This window comes from Pseudomonas sp. GL_103, from assembly GCF_057835175.1.
In genome coordinates this window covers 5,303,564-5,324,410 of sequence record NZ_CM174420.1, presented here as the reverse complement: position 1 = coordinate 5,324,410, position 20,847 = coordinate 5,303,564, and the positions used below count along the sequence as shown (strand labels likewise).

General features: G+C 61.5%; 17 protein-coding genes and 1 tRNA gene. 10 read left to right on the top strand and 8 right to left on the bottom strand.

Features of this window, described 5'->3' with window-relative positions; genetic code table 11:
• The first annotated feature begins 49 nt into the window (after positions 1-49).
• Positions 50-1,159, top strand: coding sequence for a DUF2817 domain-containing protein (locus AC3IP0_RS23945; protein WP_489326066.1), 1,110 nt, complete (start codon positions 50-52; stop codon positions 1,157-1,159).
• 69 nt (positions 1,160-1,228) lie between these two features.
• On the opposite strand, the gene AC3IP0_RS23940 is transcribed toward AC3IP0_RS23945, so the two are convergent.
• Entirely contained in the window at positions 1,229-2,347 is a 1,119-nt protein-coding gene (locus AC3IP0_RS23940) for a succinylglutamate desuccinylase/aspartoacylase family protein (RefSeq protein ID WP_489326065.1), read from the bottom strand.
• Between the two features lie 276 nt (positions 2,348-2,623).
• Between AC3IP0_RS23940 and AC3IP0_RS23935 the strand changes: the two genes are divergently transcribed.
• From AC3IP0_RS23935 to AC3IP0_RS23905, 7 genes are read left to right on the top strand one after another with little or no spacing between them, the layout of a single operon-like run.
• A complete protein-coding gene (locus tag AC3IP0_RS23935; protein ID WP_489326064.1) occupies positions 2,624-4,225 on the top strand; it encodes a 5-guanidino-2-oxopentanoate decarboxylase in 1,602 nt (533 codons plus the stop codon).
• A gap of 34 nt (positions 4,226-4,259) precedes the next feature.
• On the top strand, positions 4,260-5,843 hold the full coding sequence (locus AC3IP0_RS23930) for a zinc-binding metallopeptidase family protein (protein WP_489317223.1): 1,584 nt from the start codon (positions 4,260-4,262) through the stop codon (positions 5,841-5,843).
• A 50-nt stretch (positions 5,844-5,893) separates the two neighbouring features.
• Positions 5,894-6,709: an ABC transporter ATP-binding protein gene (locus AC3IP0_RS23925; protein WP_489317222.1), complete on the top strand. Its 816-nt coding sequence runs from the start codon at positions 5,894-5,896 to the stop codon at positions 6,707-6,709.
• A gap of 54 nt (positions 6,710-6,763) precedes the next feature.
• Complete coding sequence (locus tag AC3IP0_RS23920; RefSeq protein WP_489326062.1) at positions 6,764-7,540, top strand: transporter substrate-binding domain-containing protein; 777 nt, start codon at positions 6,764-6,766, stop codon at positions 7,538-7,540.
• A 36-nt stretch (positions 7,541-7,576) separates the two neighbouring features.
• Positions 7,577-8,290 carry an ABC transporter permease gene (locus AC3IP0_RS23915; RefSeq protein WP_489317221.1) on the top strand — a complete coding sequence of 238 codons (714 nt, stop codon included), beginning with the start codon at positions 7,577-7,579 and terminating at the stop codon, positions 8,288-8,290.
• 13 nt (positions 8,291-8,303) lie between these two features.
• Positions 8,304-8,993, top strand: coding sequence for an ABC transporter permease (locus AC3IP0_RS23910; RefSeq protein WP_046041852.1), 690 nt, complete (start codon positions 8,304-8,306; stop codon positions 8,991-8,993).
• 49 nt (positions 8,994-9,042) lie between these two features.
• A complete protein-coding gene (locus tag AC3IP0_RS23905; protein WP_489326061.1) occupies positions 9,043-10,221 on the top strand; it encodes a pyridoxal phosphate-dependent aminotransferase in 1,179 nt (392 codons plus the stop codon).
• A gap of 170 nt (positions 10,222-10,391) precedes the next feature.
• On the opposite strand, the gene AC3IP0_RS23900 is transcribed toward AC3IP0_RS23905, so the two are convergent.
• The 6 genes from AC3IP0_RS23900 to AC3IP0_RS23875 form a co-directional block, all read right to left on the bottom strand.
• Positions 10,392-10,468: transfer RNA gene (locus AC3IP0_RS23900), tRNA-Met, on the bottom strand.
• A gap of 80 nt (positions 10,469-10,548) precedes the next feature.
• The gene (locus AC3IP0_RS23895) at positions 10,549-12,021 is read right to left on the bottom strand and encodes an amidase (RefSeq protein ID WP_489317219.1); all 1,473 of its coding nucleotides are present in this window, start codon (positions 12,019-12,021) and stop codon (positions 10,549-10,551) included.
• Between the two features lie 60 nt (positions 12,022-12,081).
• The gene (locus AC3IP0_RS23890) at positions 12,082-13,128 is read right to left on the bottom strand and encodes an ABC transporter substrate-binding protein (protein WP_489326060.1); all 1,047 of its coding nucleotides are present in this window, start codon (positions 13,126-13,128) and stop codon (positions 12,082-12,084) included.
• 27 nt (positions 13,129-13,155) lie between these two features.
• Positions 13,156-13,962, bottom strand: coding sequence for an ABC transporter permease (locus AC3IP0_RS23885; protein WP_150756382.1), 807 nt, complete (start codon positions 13,960-13,962; stop codon positions 13,156-13,158).
• The gene (locus AC3IP0_RS23880; protein ID WP_489317217.1) at positions 13,962-14,882 is read right to left on the bottom strand and encodes an ABC transporter permease; all 921 of its coding nucleotides are present in this window, start codon (positions 14,880-14,882) and stop codon (positions 13,962-13,964) included. Before AC3IP0_RS23880 ends, AC3IP0_RS23885 begins: the two co-directional genes overlap by 1 nt.
• A 15-nt stretch (positions 14,883-14,897) precedes the next feature.
• A complete protein-coding gene (locus AC3IP0_RS23875; RefSeq protein ID WP_489317216.1) occupies positions 14,898-16,016 on the bottom strand; it encodes an ABC transporter ATP-binding protein in 1,119 nt (372 codons plus the stop codon).
• A gap of 228 nt (positions 16,017-16,244) precedes the next feature.
• On the opposite strand from AC3IP0_RS23875, the gene AC3IP0_RS23870 reads away from it, so the two are divergent.
• Positions 16,245-17,150 carry a LysR substrate-binding domain-containing protein gene (locus tag AC3IP0_RS23870; RefSeq protein WP_489326058.1) on the top strand — a complete coding sequence of 302 codons (906 nt, stop codon included), beginning with the start codon at positions 16,245-16,247 and terminating at the stop codon, positions 17,148-17,150.
• A gap of 15 nt (positions 17,151-17,165) precedes the next feature.
• On the opposite strand, the gene AC3IP0_RS23865 is transcribed toward AC3IP0_RS23870, so the two are convergent.
• Positions 17,166-19,223: a methyl-accepting chemotaxis protein gene (locus tag AC3IP0_RS23865; RefSeq protein WP_489326057.1), complete on the bottom strand. Its 2,058-nt coding sequence runs from the start codon at positions 19,221-19,223 to the stop codon at positions 17,166-17,168.
• A gap of 334 nt (positions 19,224-19,557) precedes the next feature.
• Here AC3IP0_RS23865 and AC3IP0_RS23860 point away from each other — a divergent pair, with 334 nt between their 5' ends.
• On the top strand, positions 19,558-20,775 hold the full coding sequence (locus AC3IP0_RS23860; RefSeq protein WP_489326056.1) for an MFS transporter: 1,218 nt from the start codon (positions 19,558-19,560) through the stop codon (positions 20,773-20,775).
• Positions 20,776-20,847 lie beyond the last annotated feature (72 nt).

Below are 20,847 nucleotides of genomic sequence, written 5' to 3'. Positions count from 1 at the left end.
TGTAGGGTCGTGGCCAACAGGCAGGCCGGAAAATCAACAAGAGGCAGACATGCAAACCGAGTTCCCCACCCAGTCCAGCTATCGCACCCAGCGTGAACAGTTCCTGGCCGCAGCGACCACGGCAGGCGCAACGCTGACGGAGTATCCACACCCGCTCAAAGGACCGTTCGGCGAACCCCTGAGTACCGATGTGGCGGTGCTGGGTGATCCGGGCGCCAAGCGGCTGCTGATTGCGTTGAGCGGCACTCACGGGGTCGAAGGCTTCTATGGCTCGGGCTGCCAGATCAAATGGCTGCAGGAGTTGGGCAAGCGTTCCCTGCCAACGGACGTCGCCGTGGTCATGATCCATGCCATCAACCCTTGGGGCATGGCGTGGTTGCGGCGGGTCAATGAAGACAACATTGACCTGAACCGCAATCACCTGGATTTCCAGCGACCGCTGCCAGACAACCAGGCCTATAACGCCCTGCATGAAATCTATGCCTGCCCGCAGTTGCACGGCCCGCAGCGTGATCGTGCCGATGCCTTGCTCGACGAGCAAATTCGCCTGCACGGCTGGCCGGCAGTCATGTCGATTGTCGAGGGCGGTCAGCATGCTCATCCCGACGGCCTGTTTTTCGGCGGGCTGGCGCCGAGTTGGTCGAACCGCACGCTGCACCGGATCGTGCAAACGCACGTGGCCCATGCCGAGGTCGCCATGTGTTTCGACCTGCACACGGGCGCTGGCGAGTACGGTCATCCGATGTTGTTGACCATCACCGAGTCCGCCTATCCGGCACTGGCGGATGCGCAGGCGATTTATGGCCCGTGGCTCTACAGCCTGCAAACCGGTGCCGACACTGTCAGCGAAACCGGCGTGGCGGCAACGGCCACCGGCTATACCTCGCAGGCGCTGATCAATGCGCTGCCGCAGGTGCGGCTGATGCCGTTTGTCATCGAGTGCGGGACTTATCCGGGGCCGAACGTTCACCGTCATCTGCGCGATGACCACTGGCTGCATCTGCACGGCAACCCGAATGACGCGACAGGGCGCGAGATCAAGCTGAATCTGCTTGAGCAGTTCTATCCTGCCGATAGTGATTGGCAGGCGATGGTCTGGCTGCGCACCTGGCAGATCTGGGAGCGGGCGTTGTCGGCATTACCGACGGTTCGCAACTGACACGACTCAGTGGCTCGAAGGCTGCGGTTCAGGCTTGCCTGTGACCGCGGCACGCGCGCTGCGTCACCATCACGCCGAAACCATCACACCGCCTTCGAGTGCCGTAGCCCCGGCCACTTTGCACAGTTCGACGCCCGCTGCCGCAAAGCGAATCGCACTGCGCATGTACATCACACCACGGGTGGTGCTGCATACAACCTGCGTAGCGCCAGTGATGGGGTCTATGACGTGCACCACCGGTTCATCACGCTCGATCCACGCGCCGGGTTTGTGCAGGAACACCACGAGCCCGGCGCAGGGGGCGCGCAAGGTCAGCGAGCCATCGAAGGGCGTCGCGGGCTGGAGCAGGGCGGGCATCGGCGGCGGTGTGCCGGCGAGGATTCCCCGGTGTTGCAGGAAGGCGTAGAGCGCGGCGGCATCGACGCGGGCCAATGCATGATCGACATCCGCTTCGCCGCGTAACTCGACGGTGGCGGCGACGCAGCCGGAAGGGATCGGAAAGCGTCCGGCAAACGCTTCAGCCAGACGCCACCAGGGTTGACTGCATGCCTCGTCAAACGAACCGGCGCCCGTACCGCTCGCCAGCAGGCTGGCCTGTGCGCCGATGTAGCGTGCCAGCGGTTCGATCTGCGACCAACAGGGCGTTTCTCCATACAAGTGAACCACGGCCTGGGCATCGCAATGCAGGTCGAGGACGAAATCGGCGTCGTGGGCCAGCAGCAATTGTGCCTGGCGCATCGAGTCGATCTCGCTGGTCGGGCGGATCTGTTTCAGGGCACTGGCCATGGCCCGCCGAATAATCTGCCGGTTTTCATCGGCATCCCCGGTCAGTTCATGGGCCAGCCGATCTCTGATTGTCTCGGCCAAATCAGGATAACGGCGATTGAAATTCTCACCGCTGTTGAAATCGAAACGCCCCATCGCGTCGTGCATCAAGGTCTGTTCGAGGCCAATCGGATTGGCGATGGGGACCAGCACGATCTCCCCGAGGATCTGTCCGCGGGCCTCGGCACTGTCGAGCATTTCACGCAGATGATGCAGCGCCAGCATGCCGGGCAATTCGTCGGCGTGCAGGCTGGCTTGCAGATAAACCTTGCCGGCGCGTCCCGGCTGGCCGTAATGGACGCTGATCAGGTGCCGCTGGGTACAGGGGTTGCGGGTCAACAGGGGCTGATGCTCGACGCGCATAAAGCGTTCCTTGAGACAGAGGGGGCAAGTGCCGAGGGTTCCATCTTTATGAAAATGAGTGGCCCCAACAATCGAATAATTTGCCCGTCACTGGTGAGCAAAATGATCCATTGACCGACAGTGATGTGCCCAAATGCTCAACAAGACTGTTCAATAAAATTTGACGGTGACGCAAATTTATTTCGATTGATGTAATCGTTTCGTCACCAATACTAGGGCCCTCGGTTCAGGTCTCTGTGAGCCTGACATTCCCAATAAGAATAAAGAGGTGCTCGCATGACCAGTTGTGCCCAGGCGCTCGTCCGGTTACTTGAAGGCTACGGCGTGGAGTCGGTGTTCGGCATTCCCGGTGTGCACACGGTCGAACTTTATCGCGGGCTGCACGGCAGTTCTCTGCGCCACATCAGCCCGCGTCACGAACAGGGTGCAGGGTTCATGGCGGACGGCTACGCCCGGGCCAGCGGCAAGCCAGGCGTGTGCTTCATCATTACCGGCCCCGGCATGACAAACATCCTCACCGCCATGGGCCAGGCCTACGCCGATTCGGTGCCGATGCTGGTGATTTCCACCACCAGCCGCCGCGAACATCAACGCCTGGGTCACGGCTACCTGCATGAAATGCCCGACCAGCGTGCAGTGGTCGCCGGGGTCTGCGCCTTCAGCCATACCTTGCAGCGCCCCGAGGAATTGCCGGAAGTGCTTGCCCGCGCCTTCGCGCTGTTCGGTTGTGCCCGCCCGCGCCCAGTGCACATCGAAATTCCGTTGGACGTGCTGGAAATGCCGGCCGACAACCTCGACCTGCGCCCACGTACCTTGCCGCAAGCCCCGGCGCCGGCGGCCGCGAATATTGCGGCGGCGGTGAAACTGCTGGCGGCGGCCCGCAAGCCGTTGATCCTCGCCGGTGGCGGCGCCCGAGGTGCAGGCCCACTGGTGCAGGCGCTGGCGGAAAAGTTGCAGGCGCCGGTCGCCCTGACCACCAATGCCCGTGGCCTGCTGGCGCCGGAGCACCCGCTGTTGCTGGACGGGGTGCAGTCGTCGGCTCATGGCCGTGTACTGTTTGCCGAAGCCGACGTGGTATTGGCGGTCGGTACCGAATTGGGGGAAACCGATTACGACTTCTTCGGTCTGGGCCCGCTGTCACTCAATGCGCCGCTGATTCGCCTGGACATCGATCCATTGCAGATCCTGGGGGAGGTACGCGCCGACGTGGGCTTGCTGGGCGATGCCGGGCAAGGGCTGCAAGCGCTCCTGGCGGCAGTGCCTGAAGCCCCCGCCAGCAACTGGGCATATCAGCGTGTGGCACAGGTCAACGCTGCCGAACGGTCCGGCTGGAGCAGTAAGCAGAACGTCATGCAGCAGATGCTCGATACCCTGCGCGACAGCCTGCCCGCACCGATCGTGGTCGGCGACTCGACCCAGCCGGTGTATCAGGGCGCGCTGGGTTATCGCGCCCCGCAAGCCAACAGCTGGTTCAACGCCGGCACAGGCTTTGGCACCTTGGGTTACGGCCTGCCGGCGGCCATCGGCGCCAAGCTCGCCGCGCCCGATCGTCCCGTGGTCGCTGTGGTCGGCGATGGCGGTGTGCAGTTCTCCAGTGCCGAACTGATTGCCGCCCGTGAAGCGGAGTTGGGGGTGATCGTGGTGCTTTGGAATAACAACTGTTATGCCGAAATCCGCGACTACATGACCAACCGCGATATTCCCCCATTGGGTGTGGACATCCTGCCACCGGACTTTGCCGCATTGGCCAAGTCCTGCCACGTCGCCCACATCGCCATAAGCAGCCTTGAGCAGTTGCGCGAGGTACTTGCCAGCCAGGCCCACACACGTCAGCCGATTCTTTTGGAGCTGGACGCTGCCGCTTTCCTGTCTGCCTGAGCCGCCATTTGCTGAACCGTTAGGAGTGAACCGCATGGAATTGCAGAAGAGATTTGCCCTGAAGTGGATCGACCAGCATCGTCAGCAGTTATCGGATTGGCACCAGATCATCTGGCACTACGCGGAGCCCGCGTTTCGCGAGTACAAATCCTGTGCCTGGTATGTGGATCTGTTGCGCAAGGAAGGTTTCACCGTCGAAGAAAACAGCGGCGGCATGCCCACCGCGTTTTGCGCAACCTTCAGTAATGGCCAGGGACCGGTGCTGGCGACCTACGCCGAATACGATGCAGTCCCCGGCAACTGCCAGGCTGCCACCACCCGCAAGATGCCCCGCGAAGGTTTGTCGCGCTTCGCCCCGGGCCACACCGACCCACATTCTGCGCTCGGCATCAGTGCGTTGGGCGGGGTGCTCGCGGCGAAGGCGGCGATGCTTGAGTTCGGCATCGAGGGCACCATTCGTTTCTTTGGTGAGCCGGCGGAAAAGCTCCGTGCGTCCAAACCCGTACACGCCGCCAAGGGTTACTACGACAACCTGGATGCGGCGATCAGCTTTCACCCCACCTACATGTTGCCGCTGAACAACACCACCACCTGGGATACCCATTGCGGCATTGCTTACGCCTACATCTACAGCTTCACCTGCGAAGACCCGGAAAACTGGATTGCCGCCGACCGCTATAGTCCGATTCCGCAGAATCACCTGGCTGCGCGGGCACCGGGCGCCAACGATGCGCTGATGCACTTCTACAACCTCAACGAAAGCCTGCGCCGTTCGACCCTGCCGTTCACCGGTTTGTGGAGTTACAACGAGGCCATCCTGACGGCCGGGCAGGCCACCGCCGACAACCTGCCACCGCACCTGTCACAGATCCAGTACCTGCTGCGTTGCGATTCGATCGAGCAGGCCGAAACCATTTCCCAGGTGATGGATAACAACGCCGCCGCTGCGGCGATGGCCACCGGTTGCCAGTGGAAAAAGACCTGGGTCTGCAAGTCCCGTGGCGGTCTGCCCAACCACGTGCTGGCGCGTGCGACATACAGCAACCTGGCCGCCGTCGGTGCACCGCAATGGGGGGCTGAAGCCTGTGAGATTGCCCGCCAGATCCAGAGCAATCTCGGTCTGGACCCGATGGCGGAACCTTTCCTGCCGGCCACTGAACAGCTGATCGACCCGCAGGAATGCGAACGGCAGATGCGCCTGCAAATGCCGGCATGGCAGAAGTACCTGACCTCCGACGACTACCCCGAATACACCTGGCATTGCCCGACGGTGCGTCTGCTGGTGGCCCGCCCGATGCTCAGCGCTCCCGCCGGCCATGTGTACCCGGATTGGGTTTCCAATGCCTTGGGCGGCATACCGCAGACCATCGATCCGATGATCGAAGTGGCAGCGAAAACCATTGCCAACACCTTGCTCGATCTGTTCTGCAACGCCGATTTGCTCAAGGCCGCCAAGGCCGAGTTCAACCAGCGCACCGGCGGTGGCATCGGCGGTGAGCACTGGCAGGCGCCGCTGTTGCCGGCCGACTTTCAAGCCCCTCATCGCTTCCGCTGGCCGGAGTACATACGCACCGTGCGTGGCGAAGAGTGGTGGATTCCGGCGCGCGACGACGAATAGTCGTGGCGTTGCCCGGCCTGCCTGAACAATCAGAATTCGAGGATCCAGACGTGCAAGCACTCACCCACGTGAATATCCCCCAGCCACACACTGACACAGCGGTCGTCGCCATCAATGACCTGCACAAGAGCTATGCCGATCACCACGTGCTCAAGGGCATTTCGATGCGCGCCAAAGAGGGCGAGGTGGTCTCGCTGATTGGCTCCAGTGGTTCGGGCAAAAGTACCTTGCTGCGTTGCATCAACCTGCTGGAAATCCCCTGCAGCGGCAGCCTGAGAATCAACGGCGAAGAAGTGCGTTTGAAGTCGGGGCGCGGTGGGGTCGCGCAGATCGCCGATCCGCGTCAGGTCGAGCGTCTGCGCACGCGCTTGAGCATGGTGTTCCAGAGTTTCAACCTGTGGCCCCATCGCACCGTGCTGGAAAACGTTATCGAAGCGCCGGTGTACGTACTCGGCGAGGACCGCAAGGAAGCCACGGCGCATGCCGAGCACTTGCTGGAAAAAGTCGGCCTGATCGACAAGCGAAACGTGTATCCCTCGTTTCTGTCCGGTGGCCAGCAGCAGCGCGTAGCGATTGCCCGCGCTCTGGCCATGCGCCCGCAAGTGATGCTGTTCGATGAGCCGACCTCGGCCCTGGACCCTGAACTGGTGGGCGAAGTGTTGCGGGTGATTCAGGGCATCGCCGAAGAGGGGCGGACGATGATTCTGGTTACCCACGAAATGGCCTTTGCCCGCGACGTATCGAGCAAGGTCATTTATCTGCATCAAGGCCGGATCGAAGAAGAGGGTACGCCGCAGCAGGTATTGCTCGATCCACGCAGTGAGCGTTGCCGGCAATTCGTAATGGCCCAGGACAACCGCGGATAACCCGCACTGATGTTTTCACCTCGATAACTACAACCTGAAAAGAGGCATCAAGACATGAAGAAAACTCTGTTGATCACCCTGCAAGCCTGCCTGCTGGCCGGCATCGCCAGTACCTCGTTCGCTGCTGACAAACTGGTGTTTGGTATCGCCCTGGAACCTTACCCGCCGTTCTCCTTCAAGAGCGGCAAGGGCGAGTGGAGTGGCTTTGAACCGGAGATGATCACCGCGGTGTGCGAGCGCATGAAGGCCGATTGCAGCCTTAACGAAATGTCCTGGGACGGCCTGATTCCGGCCCTGAAGTCGCAACAGGTGGACGTGGTGCTCAATTCGTTGTCGATCACTCCCGAACGTCAGCAAGTGATCGATTTCACCCAGCCGTACTTCTTCACCTGCGCACTGTGGATCGGTGATCGCAGCATGGAACTCGAACCGACCCCGGCCGGCCTCAAGGGCAAGATCATTGGTGTGCAGGGTTCGACCACCCACTCCGCGTTCGTCAAGAAGTACTACGGCGAAACCTCCACCATCCGTTATTACAACGACCAGGACGACATCCTCGCGGACCTGCGCAGTGGACGCGTCGACATCATGCTGGCCGACCAGCTGGTGGTTGAGCCGCTGCTGGACAACCCCGACAACTCGATGCTCGCCAGCAAAGGCGTGGCGCCGCTTGATCCGCTGTTTGGCGACGGTGTGGGCGCGGGTGTGCGCAAAGGCAACGATGCCCTGCGCGAGCGCTTGAACGTGGCGCTGCAATCGCTGCGTGCCGATGGCAGCTACGAAAAGATCCGTGAGCGCTACTTCAAGTCTGATATCTCGGCCCTTGAGTAATCAGCTTCTTCAGGCAAACCCGACACAGGTGTGCTCATGACACTTTCTGATATTTCCCGGCTGTTCTTCAGCGATGGCTGGCTCCAGGCCCTGGCCCAGGGGATGATCAAGACCCTGGGGATTTCCCTGGGGGCTTTTGTCCTGGGGCTGGCCATCGGCCTGGTCGTGGCCATGGCCAAGCTCAAGGGACCGCGCTGGATGGTCGTTTGCGCCAATTGCTACACCACGCTCTACCGCGCGGTGCCGGAATTGCTGCTGATCCTGCTGCTCTACTACGCCGGTGCCGATCTGATCAACCTGACGCTGGCCGCATTCGGCCAGCCGAGCGTCGAGATCAACGGGTTCATGGCTGCCGTGGTGGTGCTGGGCATTGTGCAGGGCGCCTATTCGGGGGAAATCATTCGCGGTGCGATCGAGTCCATCCCCCACGGTCAGATTGAAGCGGCGCGCGCCTACGGAATCTCCCGCAGCTTGCTGGTGAGGAGGGTGATTCTGCCGTGCATGCTGCCCTTCGCGATCGCCGGGTTATCCAACCTGTGGCTGGTGCTGGTCAAGGAAAGCGCCTTGATCAGCGTGGTGGGTTACAGCGAGTTGCTGACAGCCGGCCGCCAGGCAGCGGCATCGACCAAGCACTATTTGCTGTTTTACCTCGCCGTGGCTGCGTTCTATTACCTGATCACGCTGGTTTCCAGCTCGGTCTTCCGGCGGGTCGAAGTGCGCTTCGAACGCTGGATGCCACGGCACGCATAAGGGGAGGGCGGGCATGGACTTTCATTGGCTGGGCAATTTTTACCAGGAGCTGGTCAAGGGTGCCGGACTGACCCTGCAGCTGTTGCTGATCTCGGGGGTTATCGGCTTTTTCATGGCGGTGCTTGTGGCGCTGGGGCGCTTGTCGAAGAACCGCTTTCTGTCCAACGGACTGCGCTTTTACACCAGCGTGCTGCGGGGTACGCCACTGCTGGTGCAGATCTATGTGTTGTACTACGGCGTGGGCAGTGTTTTTGCGACCTTCCCGTTGATTCGCGGCAGTATGTTCTGGCCGTACTTGCGAGAAGGCTTCTGGTACGTGGCGTTCGCGCTGACCTTGAGCGTTTCCGCGTACGTCGGTGAAGTGTTGCGCGGTGGCTTGCGCGCGGTACCGCGCGGCGAACTGGAAGCCGCGCGAGCCTATGGCATGCGCCCCTGGCTGGTATTGCGCCGGGTGTGGATGCCGCGTGCCTTGCAGATGCTGCGTCCGACATTGGCCGGGGAAAGCGTGATGCTACTCAAGGCCACGGCGCTGGCCTCGACCGTGGCGGTCACCGACCTGCTGGGGGCGGCAAACCTTGTGCGTTCGCAAACATTACGCGTCTATGAGCCGCTGCTGGTGGTGGCGGTGATCTACATCATCCTGGCGATTGTCATTGAGCAAGGTTTTGCCCGGATAGGCAAAACGCCGCAACGTCAGGCCTGACTTCAAGGTCGATGGACACATCGGCCCAAGGGCTCAAAAGGAGTTTCATATGAAATATTCGTCCATGGTCAAACGCATCAGTGGCGAAACTGTCACCGCCTGGGATATTCACTACGCGGCCTGTGATGCACAGGCTCGCGGTGAAGATGCGATCGTGTTGAGCATCGGCGATCCGGATTTCGCCACTGCCGATGAAATCTGCGCGGCAGCGGTTCAGGCAATCAATGAGGGCGATACCCACTACACCCACGTGATCGGTCGCCCGGCCCTGCGCGAAGCGATTGCCGCCAAGCAGTCGGCATTGCTCGGCCAACCGGTGTCCGCCGACAGCGTGGCACTGGTGGCCGGTGCACAGAACGGTTTGTATGCCACGGCCATGTGCCTGTTCGAACAAGGCGATGAAGTGCTGGTGCCGGAACCCATGTACCTGACGTACGCAGCGAGCATCCAGGCATCAGGTGCAAGCCTGGTGCCGATTGCCCAGCCGGCCGAAGAAGGCTTCCGCCTGACCCTGGCCGCGCTGGAAGCGGTGGTGACCGACAAGACCCGTGGCATTGCCCTGGCCACGCCGAACAATCCCACCGGCAACGTCTACACCCGCGAGGAACTGGAGGCCGTTGCGCTGCTTGCTCAACGCCATAACCTGTGGGTTATCAGCGACGAGGTTTACGGTCAACTGACCTATGACCGTCCGCACCAGAGCGTGGCCACCCTTGAGGGCATGGCCGAGCGCACCGTGGTGCTTAACAGTCTGTCCAAATCCCATGCCATGACCGGCTGGCGTGTAGGCTGGGTGGTGGGACCGCAAGAGCTGATCGGTCACCTCGATAACCTGTTGCTGTGCATGCTCTACGGCTTGCCGGGATTCATCCAGGCCGCTGCGCTCAAGGCACTGGAGCTGGATGAGCAAGTGGTCGGGGAAGGGCAGGCTCTTTACCGCCGGCGCCGAGACCTGGTGGTCGAAGGATTGCGCCACGTGCCGCTGCTCAAGTGCAAGGTGCCTGAGGCTGGCATGTTCATGCTGGTGGATGTGCGGGAGACGGGCTTGTCGAGCACTGACTTTGCCTGGCAATTGTTCCGTGAAACCGGTGTTGCCGTACTCGATGCCAGCGCTTTTGGCGCCAGCACCGCTGGCTTCGTACGCATCTCGTTCACGGTCTCCGACGCAGCGCTCAGTGATGCCTGCGGTCGAATCGCGGGCTTCATCGAGCGCCTTCGCGGGCAATGACGTTTCTGCTGCCATAGGGGGTAGGGGACCTGCCCCTGTCTGCCTTGGCAGCCATTCGAAATCCGATGCGATAACTTCAATACTGCGGCACAGGATTTCCTGTCGCCGCAGTGCACTTTTCTCGAGGCATAAAAAAACGGCTTACCTTGCGGTAAGCCGTTTTTAGTACTTGGTGGCTACACAGGGACTTGAACCCCGGACCCCAGCATTATGAATGCTATGCTCTAACCAACTGAGCTATGTAGCCAAGTGGCGCGCATTATTCACCGGTAACGGGGATGCGTCAAGCATAAATCTAAAATATTTCTCTGCGCTTTCAACCGTTTATCAACTCTTTAGCAAAATCGACCCTCCGAGCAGCGGTGAAGGGCAGCGCTGGAACCAGCGGCTGGCCTGTTCGTACGCGTGCGCCAGTTGCAGGACAGCGAAGTCGGCCTGGTGTCGGCCGATGATTTGCAGGCCCATGGGCAGGCCGCTGGCGTTGAAGCCGACCTGTACGTTGGCCACCGGGCAGCCGGACAAGGTGCCGGGAATCACCACCTCCATCCAGCGGTGATAAGTGTCCATGGTCACGCCTTCGATGGTGGCGGGCCACGGTCGGGTTTTATCGAACGGGAACACCTGGGCGCTGGGCAGCAGCAGGTAGTCGTATTTTTCGAATAGCCTGGAGATCGCCCGATACCAGTCGCTGCGCGTTACCGAGGCGGCGAACACATCGGTGGCCGAGAGTTTCAGGCCGTTTTCCACTTCCCAGCTGGCTTCCGGTTTCAACAGCGCACGTTTTTGCGGGTCGGCATATGCTGCGCCCAACGAGCCGGCGACCATCCAGTGACGCAACGTCCGCCAACTGCTCCACAGCTTCTCTGGCGCGAATTCGGACTGAACCGGTTCAACGTGGCAACCCAGGTTTTCGAAGTCGGCAAAGGCCTTCTCGCACAGCGAGAGGATGCCTTGCTCCATCGGCAGGTAGCCGTTGAAGTCGCCGAGCCAGCCCAGACGCGTGCCTTTGAAGTCTCGATCCAGCGGTGCCGCAAAGGCGCTTCCGGGCTCGGCAATGGACAGTGGCGCCCGCGCATCGGCTCCGGCCTGCACCGACAACAGCAACGCCGCATCGCGCACGCTGCGGGCCATGGGGCCTTCGTAGCCGAGTTGGTCGATAAACAGGTCGGCACTGTCATCGAAGGGCACGCGGCCCTGGGACGGACGAAAACCGAAGATGTTGTTGAAGGCCGCCGGGTTGCGTAGCGAGCCCATCATGTCGCTGCCGTCGGCCACCGGCACCAGATGCATGGCCAGCGCCGCCGCCGCGCCGCCGCTGCTGCCGCCAGCGGTCTTGCTCGGGTCGTAGGCGCAACCGGTCGCGCCGAACAGTGGGTTATAGCTTTGCGAACCGAGGCCGAATTCCGGGGTGTTGCTCTTGCCGATGATGATCGCGCCGGCGGCCTTGATTCGCTCGACCATGATGCCGTCGCGCTCGGGGATGAAGTCCTTGTACAGCGGCGAACCCAGTGTGGTGCGGATGCCGCGGGTCAGGGACAAGTCCTTGATTGCGTGGGGCAGGCCGTGCATCCAGCCACGGTATTGGCCTTTCGCCAGTTCGGCGTCGCGGATATCGGCCTGGGCCAGCAGGTCTTCTGGCGCTTGCAGGCTCACCAGCGCATTGACCTGCGGGTTGAAGCGTTCGATGTGGGCAAGATAAGTCTGCATCACTTCCCGGCAGGAAACCTGGCGCAGGCGGATGCGTTCGGCGAGCTCATGGGCCTGCAACAGGACCAGTTCGCTGATGTTATTAGAGTTCATTGCAAGCGGCCTTTCAGACGGCTGGAAAAACGCCCCGCCATCGCGTCGGGGCGGTAGAGATCAACGCATCAGGTTGGTCCAGAGACGGTCGGCCAGGCGGATCGCGCCTTCGCCGCAGGTCTTGCTGAACACCACGTTGGTGCCTTCGGGAATGTGCAGTTCCGGGGCGTCTTTCAGGCCCGCATCGAGGAACGGCTCCACACCCTTGATCGGGCTCTGGTGCTTGAGGAAGTTCTGGGTCATCGCCGCGTTTTCAGGCTGGCTGAGGAACGCAATGAAGGCCTTGGCGTTCGCCGGGTTCTTGCTGCCGGTCGGGATGACCATGTTGTCGACCCAGGCCAGTACACCTTCTTTCGGGTACAGGTATTTCAGGCTCGGTTTCATCTCCCGGGCGCGCATCGACGAGCCGCCCCAGAAGGTCGACATGTCGACTTCACCCGAGGCGAGGTTTTCGCGGATCGAACCGGCCTTGGAACTGTAGGTCTTGACGAAGGGTTTCTGCGCCTTGAGCAAGGTCAGGACCTGCTGCATCTGCTTCGGGTCTTCGCTGCACAGCGGAATGTTCAGGTACAGGCTGGCCATGTCCACCACGTCGCTGACCGAGTCGAACATATTGATCCGCCCTTGCAGCTCGGCCGGTGGCTCGTAAAGCACCTTGAGGCTGTCGGTGGGGCCCTTGTAGCGCTCGGTGTTGAGCACCACGCTGGTGGTGCCCCAGATGAACGGCACCGAGTAAGCGCCTTCCGGGTCCCAGGTGGGTTTTTTCAGGTTGTCGACGACGCTGGCGTAGTAGGGCTGGTTGACCGGGTCGAAACGCTCCAGCAGTTTTTCCTTGATCAGGATCGGCACGAACTGGTGCGACGGGATCGCCACGTCATAACCGGCACCGCCCTGTTTCAATTTGGCCAGCAGGGTTTCGTTGGAATCGTAGGAGTCGACGGTGACCTCGATGCCGGTCTGCTTCTGGAATTTGGCGAGAATCTCCGGCGAAAAGTAACCGCTCCAGCTCACCACGTTGAGTTTTTCCGCGGCCTGAACACTGCCGGCCATGGTCAGCGGTAAAGTCAGGAACAACGAAGTGCCGATGCTTGCAATCAACTTGCTCATGCTATTTCCCCACAGTACGTAGAAGGTTCAGGTTTTCTTTTTGCCCAGCAGATAAGAGAGCGTGACGAACAGCACCGAGACGCCCAGGATCAAGGTCGAGACGGCGTTGACGTCCGGTGTCACGCCCATGCGCAACAGGCCGAAGATGAAGATCGGCAAGGTCGTGGTGCCGGCCTGGGAGACCATCATCGAGATCACGAAGTTATCCAGCGACACGATGAAGGCCAGCATCAGCCCGGAGAAAATCCCCGGCATCAGCAGCGGCAGGGTGACCTTGCGGAAGGTCCGCCACGGGCCGGCATACAGGTCGGCCGAGGCCTGTTCCAGGGACAGGTCCATGTCGTTCAGGCGTGCCCGAATCGGCAGAAAGGCAAACGGAATACAGAACACCGTATGGGCGATGATCAGGTTGCCGTAGCCCAGGGACAGGCCGATGGTGGAGAACAGCGCCAGGGTTGCGACGCCGACCACGATTTCCGGCAGCACCAGGGGCAACATGATCGCGCCCATGGACAGTTGCAGGCCCTTGAACTTCGCACCTCGTGAAGTGCCGAGGGCGGCGAGGGTGGCGATGGCCGTGGCGACCATGCTGGCGCAGACTGCGATCAACAGGCTGTTGCCTGCCGCTTGGCGCAGGGCCTGGTTGGCGAAGGCCGCGCGATACCAGTCGAAGCTGAAACCGGTCCACACCGTGGCCGACTGGTTGGCGTTGAACGAGAACACCACCAGCACCACGATCGGCGCGTAGAGGTACAGGTAGAACAGCAAACTGAATCCGCCAAAGCCCGGGAAATCCTGCACGCCCAGCGTGTTGCGTTTGAACAGGCCGATCATCACGCACCTCCTTTGGCGATGCGCTGGCGCTCGGCACGCAAGGCATAAACCGTCAGTACCAACATCACCGCCGCCATCAGCACCAGCGACAGGGCCGCGCCGAATGGCCAGTTACGCGCATCGCTGAACTGGCGGAAGATCAGGTTGCCGAGCATCATCCGCGTGCCACCGCCGAGCAGTTCCGGAGCGATCATCGCGCCCAGGCAAGGCACGAAGGTGAGGATGGCGCCGGCGAGAATCCCCGGTTTGGCGATCGGCAACACCACCTTGCGCAAGGTTCGAACGCGTCCGGCGTAGAGGTCCTGAGCGGCCTCGAGCAGGCGGATGTCCATTTTTTCCAGGGTGGCGTAGATCGGCAGCACGACGAAGGGCGCGTAGGTATAAACCAGCCCCAGCAGTACCGCGCCGTCGGTGTAGAGCAATTGCAGCGGCTGGTCGATGACCCCGAGGCCGATCAGGCTGTTGTTGATCACCCCGGTGTTGCGCAGCAGCAGAATCCACGCATAGGTGCGGATCAACAGGTTGGCCCAGAACGGCACGGTGATCAGGAAGATCAACAAGCCGCGACGATGGGGAGGTTGCATGGCCAGCCACACCGCCACCGGAAAACCGATCAGCAAAGTGATGAGGGTGGTCAGCCCGGCAATGCCGATGGAGCGCAAGGCGATGATCAGGTAGGAGTCGGCGAAGGCCAGACTATCGTCCAGTTGGCGCTCGAACAGCAGCGAGGTGTAGGCGTCACTGCTGAATACCTTGTTCACCCCGCCGTAGGGGTTGGCCTCCATCAGCGAGTAGCCGATGACGATCAGGATCGGCACGATCAGGAACAGGCCGATGGCGATCAGCGCCGGGCTGACCCCGAGAAAGCTCTGGAAGGCCCGCCGACGTTCCAGGGTATTGGCAATCGGTAAAGCGTGCATGGCAATTCCTCGTGCTCAATCGTGCAGGACGCTGGCGCTACCCTGGTCGAACAACAGACCGGCCTGGCTGCCGACGGCGAAGCGTTTGCTCTGGTCGACGCAGTTGGGGGTGCGCACGGTGAGGCGCGAACCGTCGCTCAGGCTGACCTGGTATTGCAGGTCGGTGCCGAGGTAGATCTGCGCTTCGATCCGGCACGGCAAAGCACATTCGGTATTGCCCGGCACCAGATGCAGACGCTCAGGGCGCACGGACAATGCGACGTTGGCCCCGACTCGCACATCGCTGCATGGCTGTGCAGGCAGCGGATGACCGGCCGGGCCGGCGAACCAGGCCAGGCCGTCTTCGACGCGGGTGACCGTGCCTTCGATGAAGTTGGTTTCACCGATGAAGTCCGCCACGAAGCGATTGCGCGGGCGTTCGTAGATGTCTTCCGGACGACCGACCTGCTGCACCTCGCCTTCGGACAACACGGCGATGCGGTCGGACATGGTCAGAGCTTCTTCCTGGTCATGGGTGACGAAGATGAAGGTGATGCCGGTGCGGGCCTGAATGGTTTTCAGCTCTTCGCGCATGGCCTGGCGCAGCTTGAGGTCCAGCGCCGAGAGCGGTTCGTCGAGCAGCAAGACTTTGGGATGCGGCGCCAACGCACGAGCGAGGGCGACGCGCTGTTGCTGACCGCCGGACAGCTGCGCTGGCTTGCGGTTGGCAAAGCGCTCCATTTGCACCAGGGCGAGCATCTCGCGCACCCGTTCGGCCATTTGCGTTTTGTTCAGGACTTTGCCCATCGGGTGGGACTCAAGACCAAAGGCCAGGTTCTCGGCGATGGTCATGTGCGGGAACAGCGCGTAATGCTGGAACACCGTGTTGACCGGGCGCTGGAAAGGCGGGCGATCGGCGATGTTTTCACCGTAGAGCAGAATCTCGCCTTCGGTAGGGAATTCGAACCCGGCGATCATCCGCAGAAGGGTGGTTTTGCCGCAGCCCGAAGGGCCGAGAAGGGTGAAGAATTCGTTGTCGCGAATGTCCAGGTCGATGCTTTTCAGCGCCACCGGGCCAGTCTTTGGATCACCGTAGACTTTGCGCACTGAGCGGATGGACACCGCCAGCGTTTGCAGCGAATGCAGGGCATTCATGCGTTACCTCCGATTCCCCCATCGCCTGTGCACGTGCTGAAAACAGCTGTGCCGTCGGGCCATGGATATTATTTTTCTGGGCAGGATCGAGATTGCGTTCGGGTGTTGTAACCAGCTGTTTTTTTGTTCTGCTGTGGATCGATTATCAGCGAGGGGTTGCGGGGGCGAAACTTCAATTTTAACATAGGGGTTGTTAAAAAATTTAACAGCAGAAGGCGCCCGGAAACCATGCCTGACCACCGTTTGCCGCCACTCAACGCGGTGCGTGCCTTTGATGCCGCGGCCCGGTTGGGCAGCTATGTCGAAGCCTCCAAGGCCCTGCACGTGACCCAGCCGGCCATCGGACGTCACGTGAAGTTGCTGGAAGACTGGCTCGGCATCCAACTGTTCGAGCGCACCTCTCGCGGGGTCAATCTGACGGTGGCGGGGGAGAAGTACCACCGCAAGATCACCGCTGCCTTGCAGCTGATCATCGAGGCCGGAAAAGAGGCGCAGCCAAAACACGCCGAACGTTGGCTGCGCATCATGGTAGTGCCGGGGTTCGCCAAGCGCTGGCTGATGCCGCGGATCGAGGCCATGCGTCATCTGCGCCCGGGCTTGAAGTTCGCCATCGAACCCAATTCGACCTTCACCGAAGTGGATGGCAAAAGCGCTGACCTGGGCATCGTCTACGGGGTGGACGGCCAATACGCCCACTCGCGCACCAGCCTGATTTGTCCTCGGGTGTTTCCGATCTGTTCCCCCGATTATCTGGCCAGCGTCGAGCCCATCGATAGCCCCGCGGACCTGGTGAAGCACAACCTGATCCACGTCGATGACGGCGAGTGGTGGAACCTGTGGTTCGCCGCCAACGACCTCGACATCCACCTCAATTCGGACATGCTCTACGTCAACAACGACCACGCGCTTTCGGTGGCCGAGAGCGGGCAGGGCATTGCGCTGGCCAACGAAGTGCTGGTGCGCGAAGAACTCCATAGCGGCAAGCTGGTGCGGGTGGTGGACGCGCAAGTGAAGCTGGAAAGCTACCGGGTGCTGACGCCGTCCGCCGAGCTCTCGGCGGATGTGGCGTGGTTTATCGACTGGCTCAAGAGCGAACTGGAGCAGGACTTCCCGGAGGCGGTGATTCGCCCCTGAAAAGTCCTGGCGGACTCAACTCAAGCGGAAGCGCCCGGTATTGTCGCTTAAGGCCTTGCTGCCGTGGCTCAAGGTGTCCGCAGCCTGGTTCACCGCGCGCGCACCTTCGAGCAAGCGCACCGCCGCTTGATCTACCTGCTGGATATTGCCGCTGACCTCGTCGGCGGTACAGGCCTGTTCTTCCACTGCCGTGGCGATTTGCGCCAGGGTATCGGTGACGCTCTGCACCGCGCTGGCGATTTCCCCAAGCCGTTCACCGAGACCGGTGACCGCTTGTGCATCGGACTCTGCCTGACTGCACGCGGCTTGCATCAGGCTAACGGCCTCATTCACCGTGTTGCGCAGGCTGTCGACCGTGCCGGCAATCTGTGCAGTCGACGATTGCGTGCGTTGCGACAGGCTGCGCACTTCATCGGCCACCACCGCGAAGCCTCGCCCTTGCTCGCCCGCCCGTGCCGCCTCGATGGCGGCGTTGAGTGCCAGCAGGTTGGTCTGCTCGGCGACGCCGCGAATGGTGTCGACCACCAGTTGAATCTGCTGTCCTTGTTCACTGACCCGGCCGAGTGCCGCTGCGGTCTCGTTCAGGCGTTGATTGAGTTGCTGGATGCTCGCGGTGGTGCGCTGGCTGTCACGGCTGCTGTCGGCGGCAATGCGCCGGGTGTGCTGGGCGCTGCCGGACGCCTGTTCGCAACTGTGGGCCACTCCTTGGGAGGTGGCGGCCAGTTGCGTCGCTGCTGCGGCAATCTGGCTGATCTGCAACTGCTGGGCTTCGACTTCGCCCAGGGCGTCGCTGGAATGATGGTTGAGGGTTTTTACCGCGTTGCTCAGTTGCAGGGTTTCGTGATCCACCCCTTGCAGGCTGGTGCGCAGTTGCACCACGGCGACGTTCAGCGCGGTGCTGATGACTGCCAGTTCGTCCCGACCTTGAACCGGCACTTGCAGGCTCAGATTGCCATCGCGCAAGGCCTCGGCCAGCACTGTTATGCCGCTGGCGCTGCGGCGGATCGAGGCCTGCAAACAGATGAACAGATACAGCGCGGCCAACAGCAGGCAGCCCAGCACGGCGGCCACCACGACGAACTGGCGGATCGCCGAGCCGTGGTAGTAATCCAGGCGTTGATCCAGCGACACCAGCGACTGCTGGCGCAACGAGGCGAGGTCGGAGAGCAGGGCATCGAGACTGCGTTCGAAGTCCTCCGGCTTGAGGTTGATGCTGCCGCCGAACACGCCGTCATCCAGCACCTTCAGGCCCGCATCGAGGCGCTTGAGGTTGTCATGGTATTGCCCGGCCCAGGTTTGCAGGGCGCTGGGCAAGCGCGCTTCGAGCAGGCCAGCGGTTTTCACCAGTTGCTCTCGCGCATCGCCGATGCGGCTGCGCAGGTCGCGCAGTTGCAGGCGGCTTTGCAGGGTGAATTGTCCGGACACCACCGACGCCTGGCCCACCGCCGCGAGCCGACCGACCCGTTCGATCAGGTCCGGCGCATGCTGGGTGGAGATCTGCGTCAGCAAATAAGTCTCCAGCCAAGGTGCCAGCGTCAGGCGATTGTCCATGGCGATCTGCTCGCGCAAGGCTTGCAGGGCGCTCAAGGCGTTGGTGGAGCGATCATAGCCATCCGGCCACCAGCCAACATTGCTCAGGCTTTTTGAGTTGAGGCCATCGAGGGCGGTTTGCAGGGCCTGATAACGCGACAGCGTTTCGCCCTCGGCACTTTCTTTTTGCAGGGCCTGGCCCAGCTCGGCAGTGGCCTGGATGACGGCGGGCTGAACCGCATCGAAGGCGGCCATCGCGGCGAGGGTGGCCGGCGTTGGCTGGCGATTGGTTTCGGTGGCGCGCCACCGGGCGGCGCGATCACGCTGGGCGGCGAGCAGGTCATCCAGCGCATCAAGCGCAAGCAGTTGCCGCACCCCGGCGCGTTCGCCGGAGATCAGGCTGAGTTTGTCGCGATAGTCCTGGCCGATCATCCACAGGCTGCCGGCCAGCGGCAGGATAAACAGCAGAAACAACAGCTGGAATTTACGTGCGAAGCCAAAACGCCCCAGCAGCCCGATCCCCGGTGATAAAAAAGCCTGCATGCCCCATGACTCCTCTGGACACCACGCACTATTGGCGTGCGCCGGAGGTTATCGCACCCCCGACTCGTGCCCTCTAAAAAGGCCTCGAAAGTTCACCCTTGTCCGCTCTGTAGGCTGACTCTGTAGCGAAACTTCCCATTGTCGGTCTCCTTTGTAAGGAAGCCGCGTTCAAGCAGACAAGGAAGGCAAGATTCAGACCATGGCTTTGCGCCATCAAGGTTGTGGCGATGAAAAATCGAGGTCGTTAGCAGGCTAAGGGGATGGCGTTGCTGCCCTGAAAAATGGCACATTGACGCACCTGCACGTTTGTACCTCCTGTTGTCTGGAAATTCCCATGGCTATCAGCAACGCCCAGTCCGGCTCTGTGCCGGCGTCCGCTACGCCCCAAAGCAGTCCCCTGGTGATGCGCATTATCGGCGCGGTGGCGCTGGCGCACTTGATCAACGACCTGATCCAGTCGGTGCTGCCGTCGATCTATCCGATGCTCAAGGCCAACTATGGTCTGACTTTCACCCAGGTCGGCCTGATCACCTTGACGTTCCAGTTGACGGCCTCGCTGCTGCAGCCGTGGGTCGGTTACTACACCGACCGCCATCCCAAGCCGTGGTTGTTGCCGGCGGGGACGGTCTGCACCCTGGTCGGGATTCTGATGATGTCGGTGGTCGCCAGTTTCCCGCTAATCCTGTTGGCGGCGGGGCTGATCGGCATCGGTTCATCGACCTTCCACCCGGAAGCGTCCCGCGTGGCGCGCCTGGCTTCGGGCGGGCGCTTCGGGTTGGCGCAATCGACCTTCCAGGTCGGCGGTAACGCAGGCTCGGCATTCGGCCCGTTGCTGGCGGCGGCGATCATCATTCCCTACGGTCAAGGGCACGTGGCCTGGTTCGGCCTGTTCGCGGTGTTTGCGCTGTTCGTGCTTTATCGGATCAGCCGCTGGTACGCCAACCACTTGAACCTGTTCAAGCTCAAGCAAGGCCAGGCAGCGACTCACGGCCTGTCCAAGGGCCGAGTCACGAGTGCGCTGGTGGTGCTCGGATTGCTGGTGTTCTCCAAGTATTTCTACATGTCGAGCCTCACCAGCTACTTCACCTTCTACCTGATCGAGAAGTTCGACCTGTCGGTGGCCAGTTCGCAGCTGCACCTGTTCCTGTTTCTCGGCGCGGTCGCGGCGGGGACATTCTTTGGCGGGCCGATCGGCGACAAGATCGGGCGCAAGGCGGTGATCTGGTTCTCGATCCTCGGCGTTGCGCCGTTCACATTGTTGCTGCCCCATGTCGACCTGTTCTGGACCAGCATCCTCAGCGTCGTCATCGGCTTCATCCTCGCCTCGGCGTTCTCGGCCATTGTGGTGTATGCCCAGGAACTGGTGCCGGGAAATGTCGGGATGATCGCCGGGGTGTTCTTCGGCTTGATGTTCGGCTTCGGCGGGATTGGCGCGGCGTTGCTGGGGCATCTGGCGGACATTCACGGCATCGAGTACGTGTACTTCCTGTGCTCGTTCTTGCCGCTGTTCGGGGTGTTGGCGATCTTCCTGCCGCGAACCAAAAAGGCATAGAGCTAAAAGATCGCAGCCTTCGGCAGCTCCTACGCCGTTCATCTGTAGGAGCTGCCGAAGGCTGCGATCTTT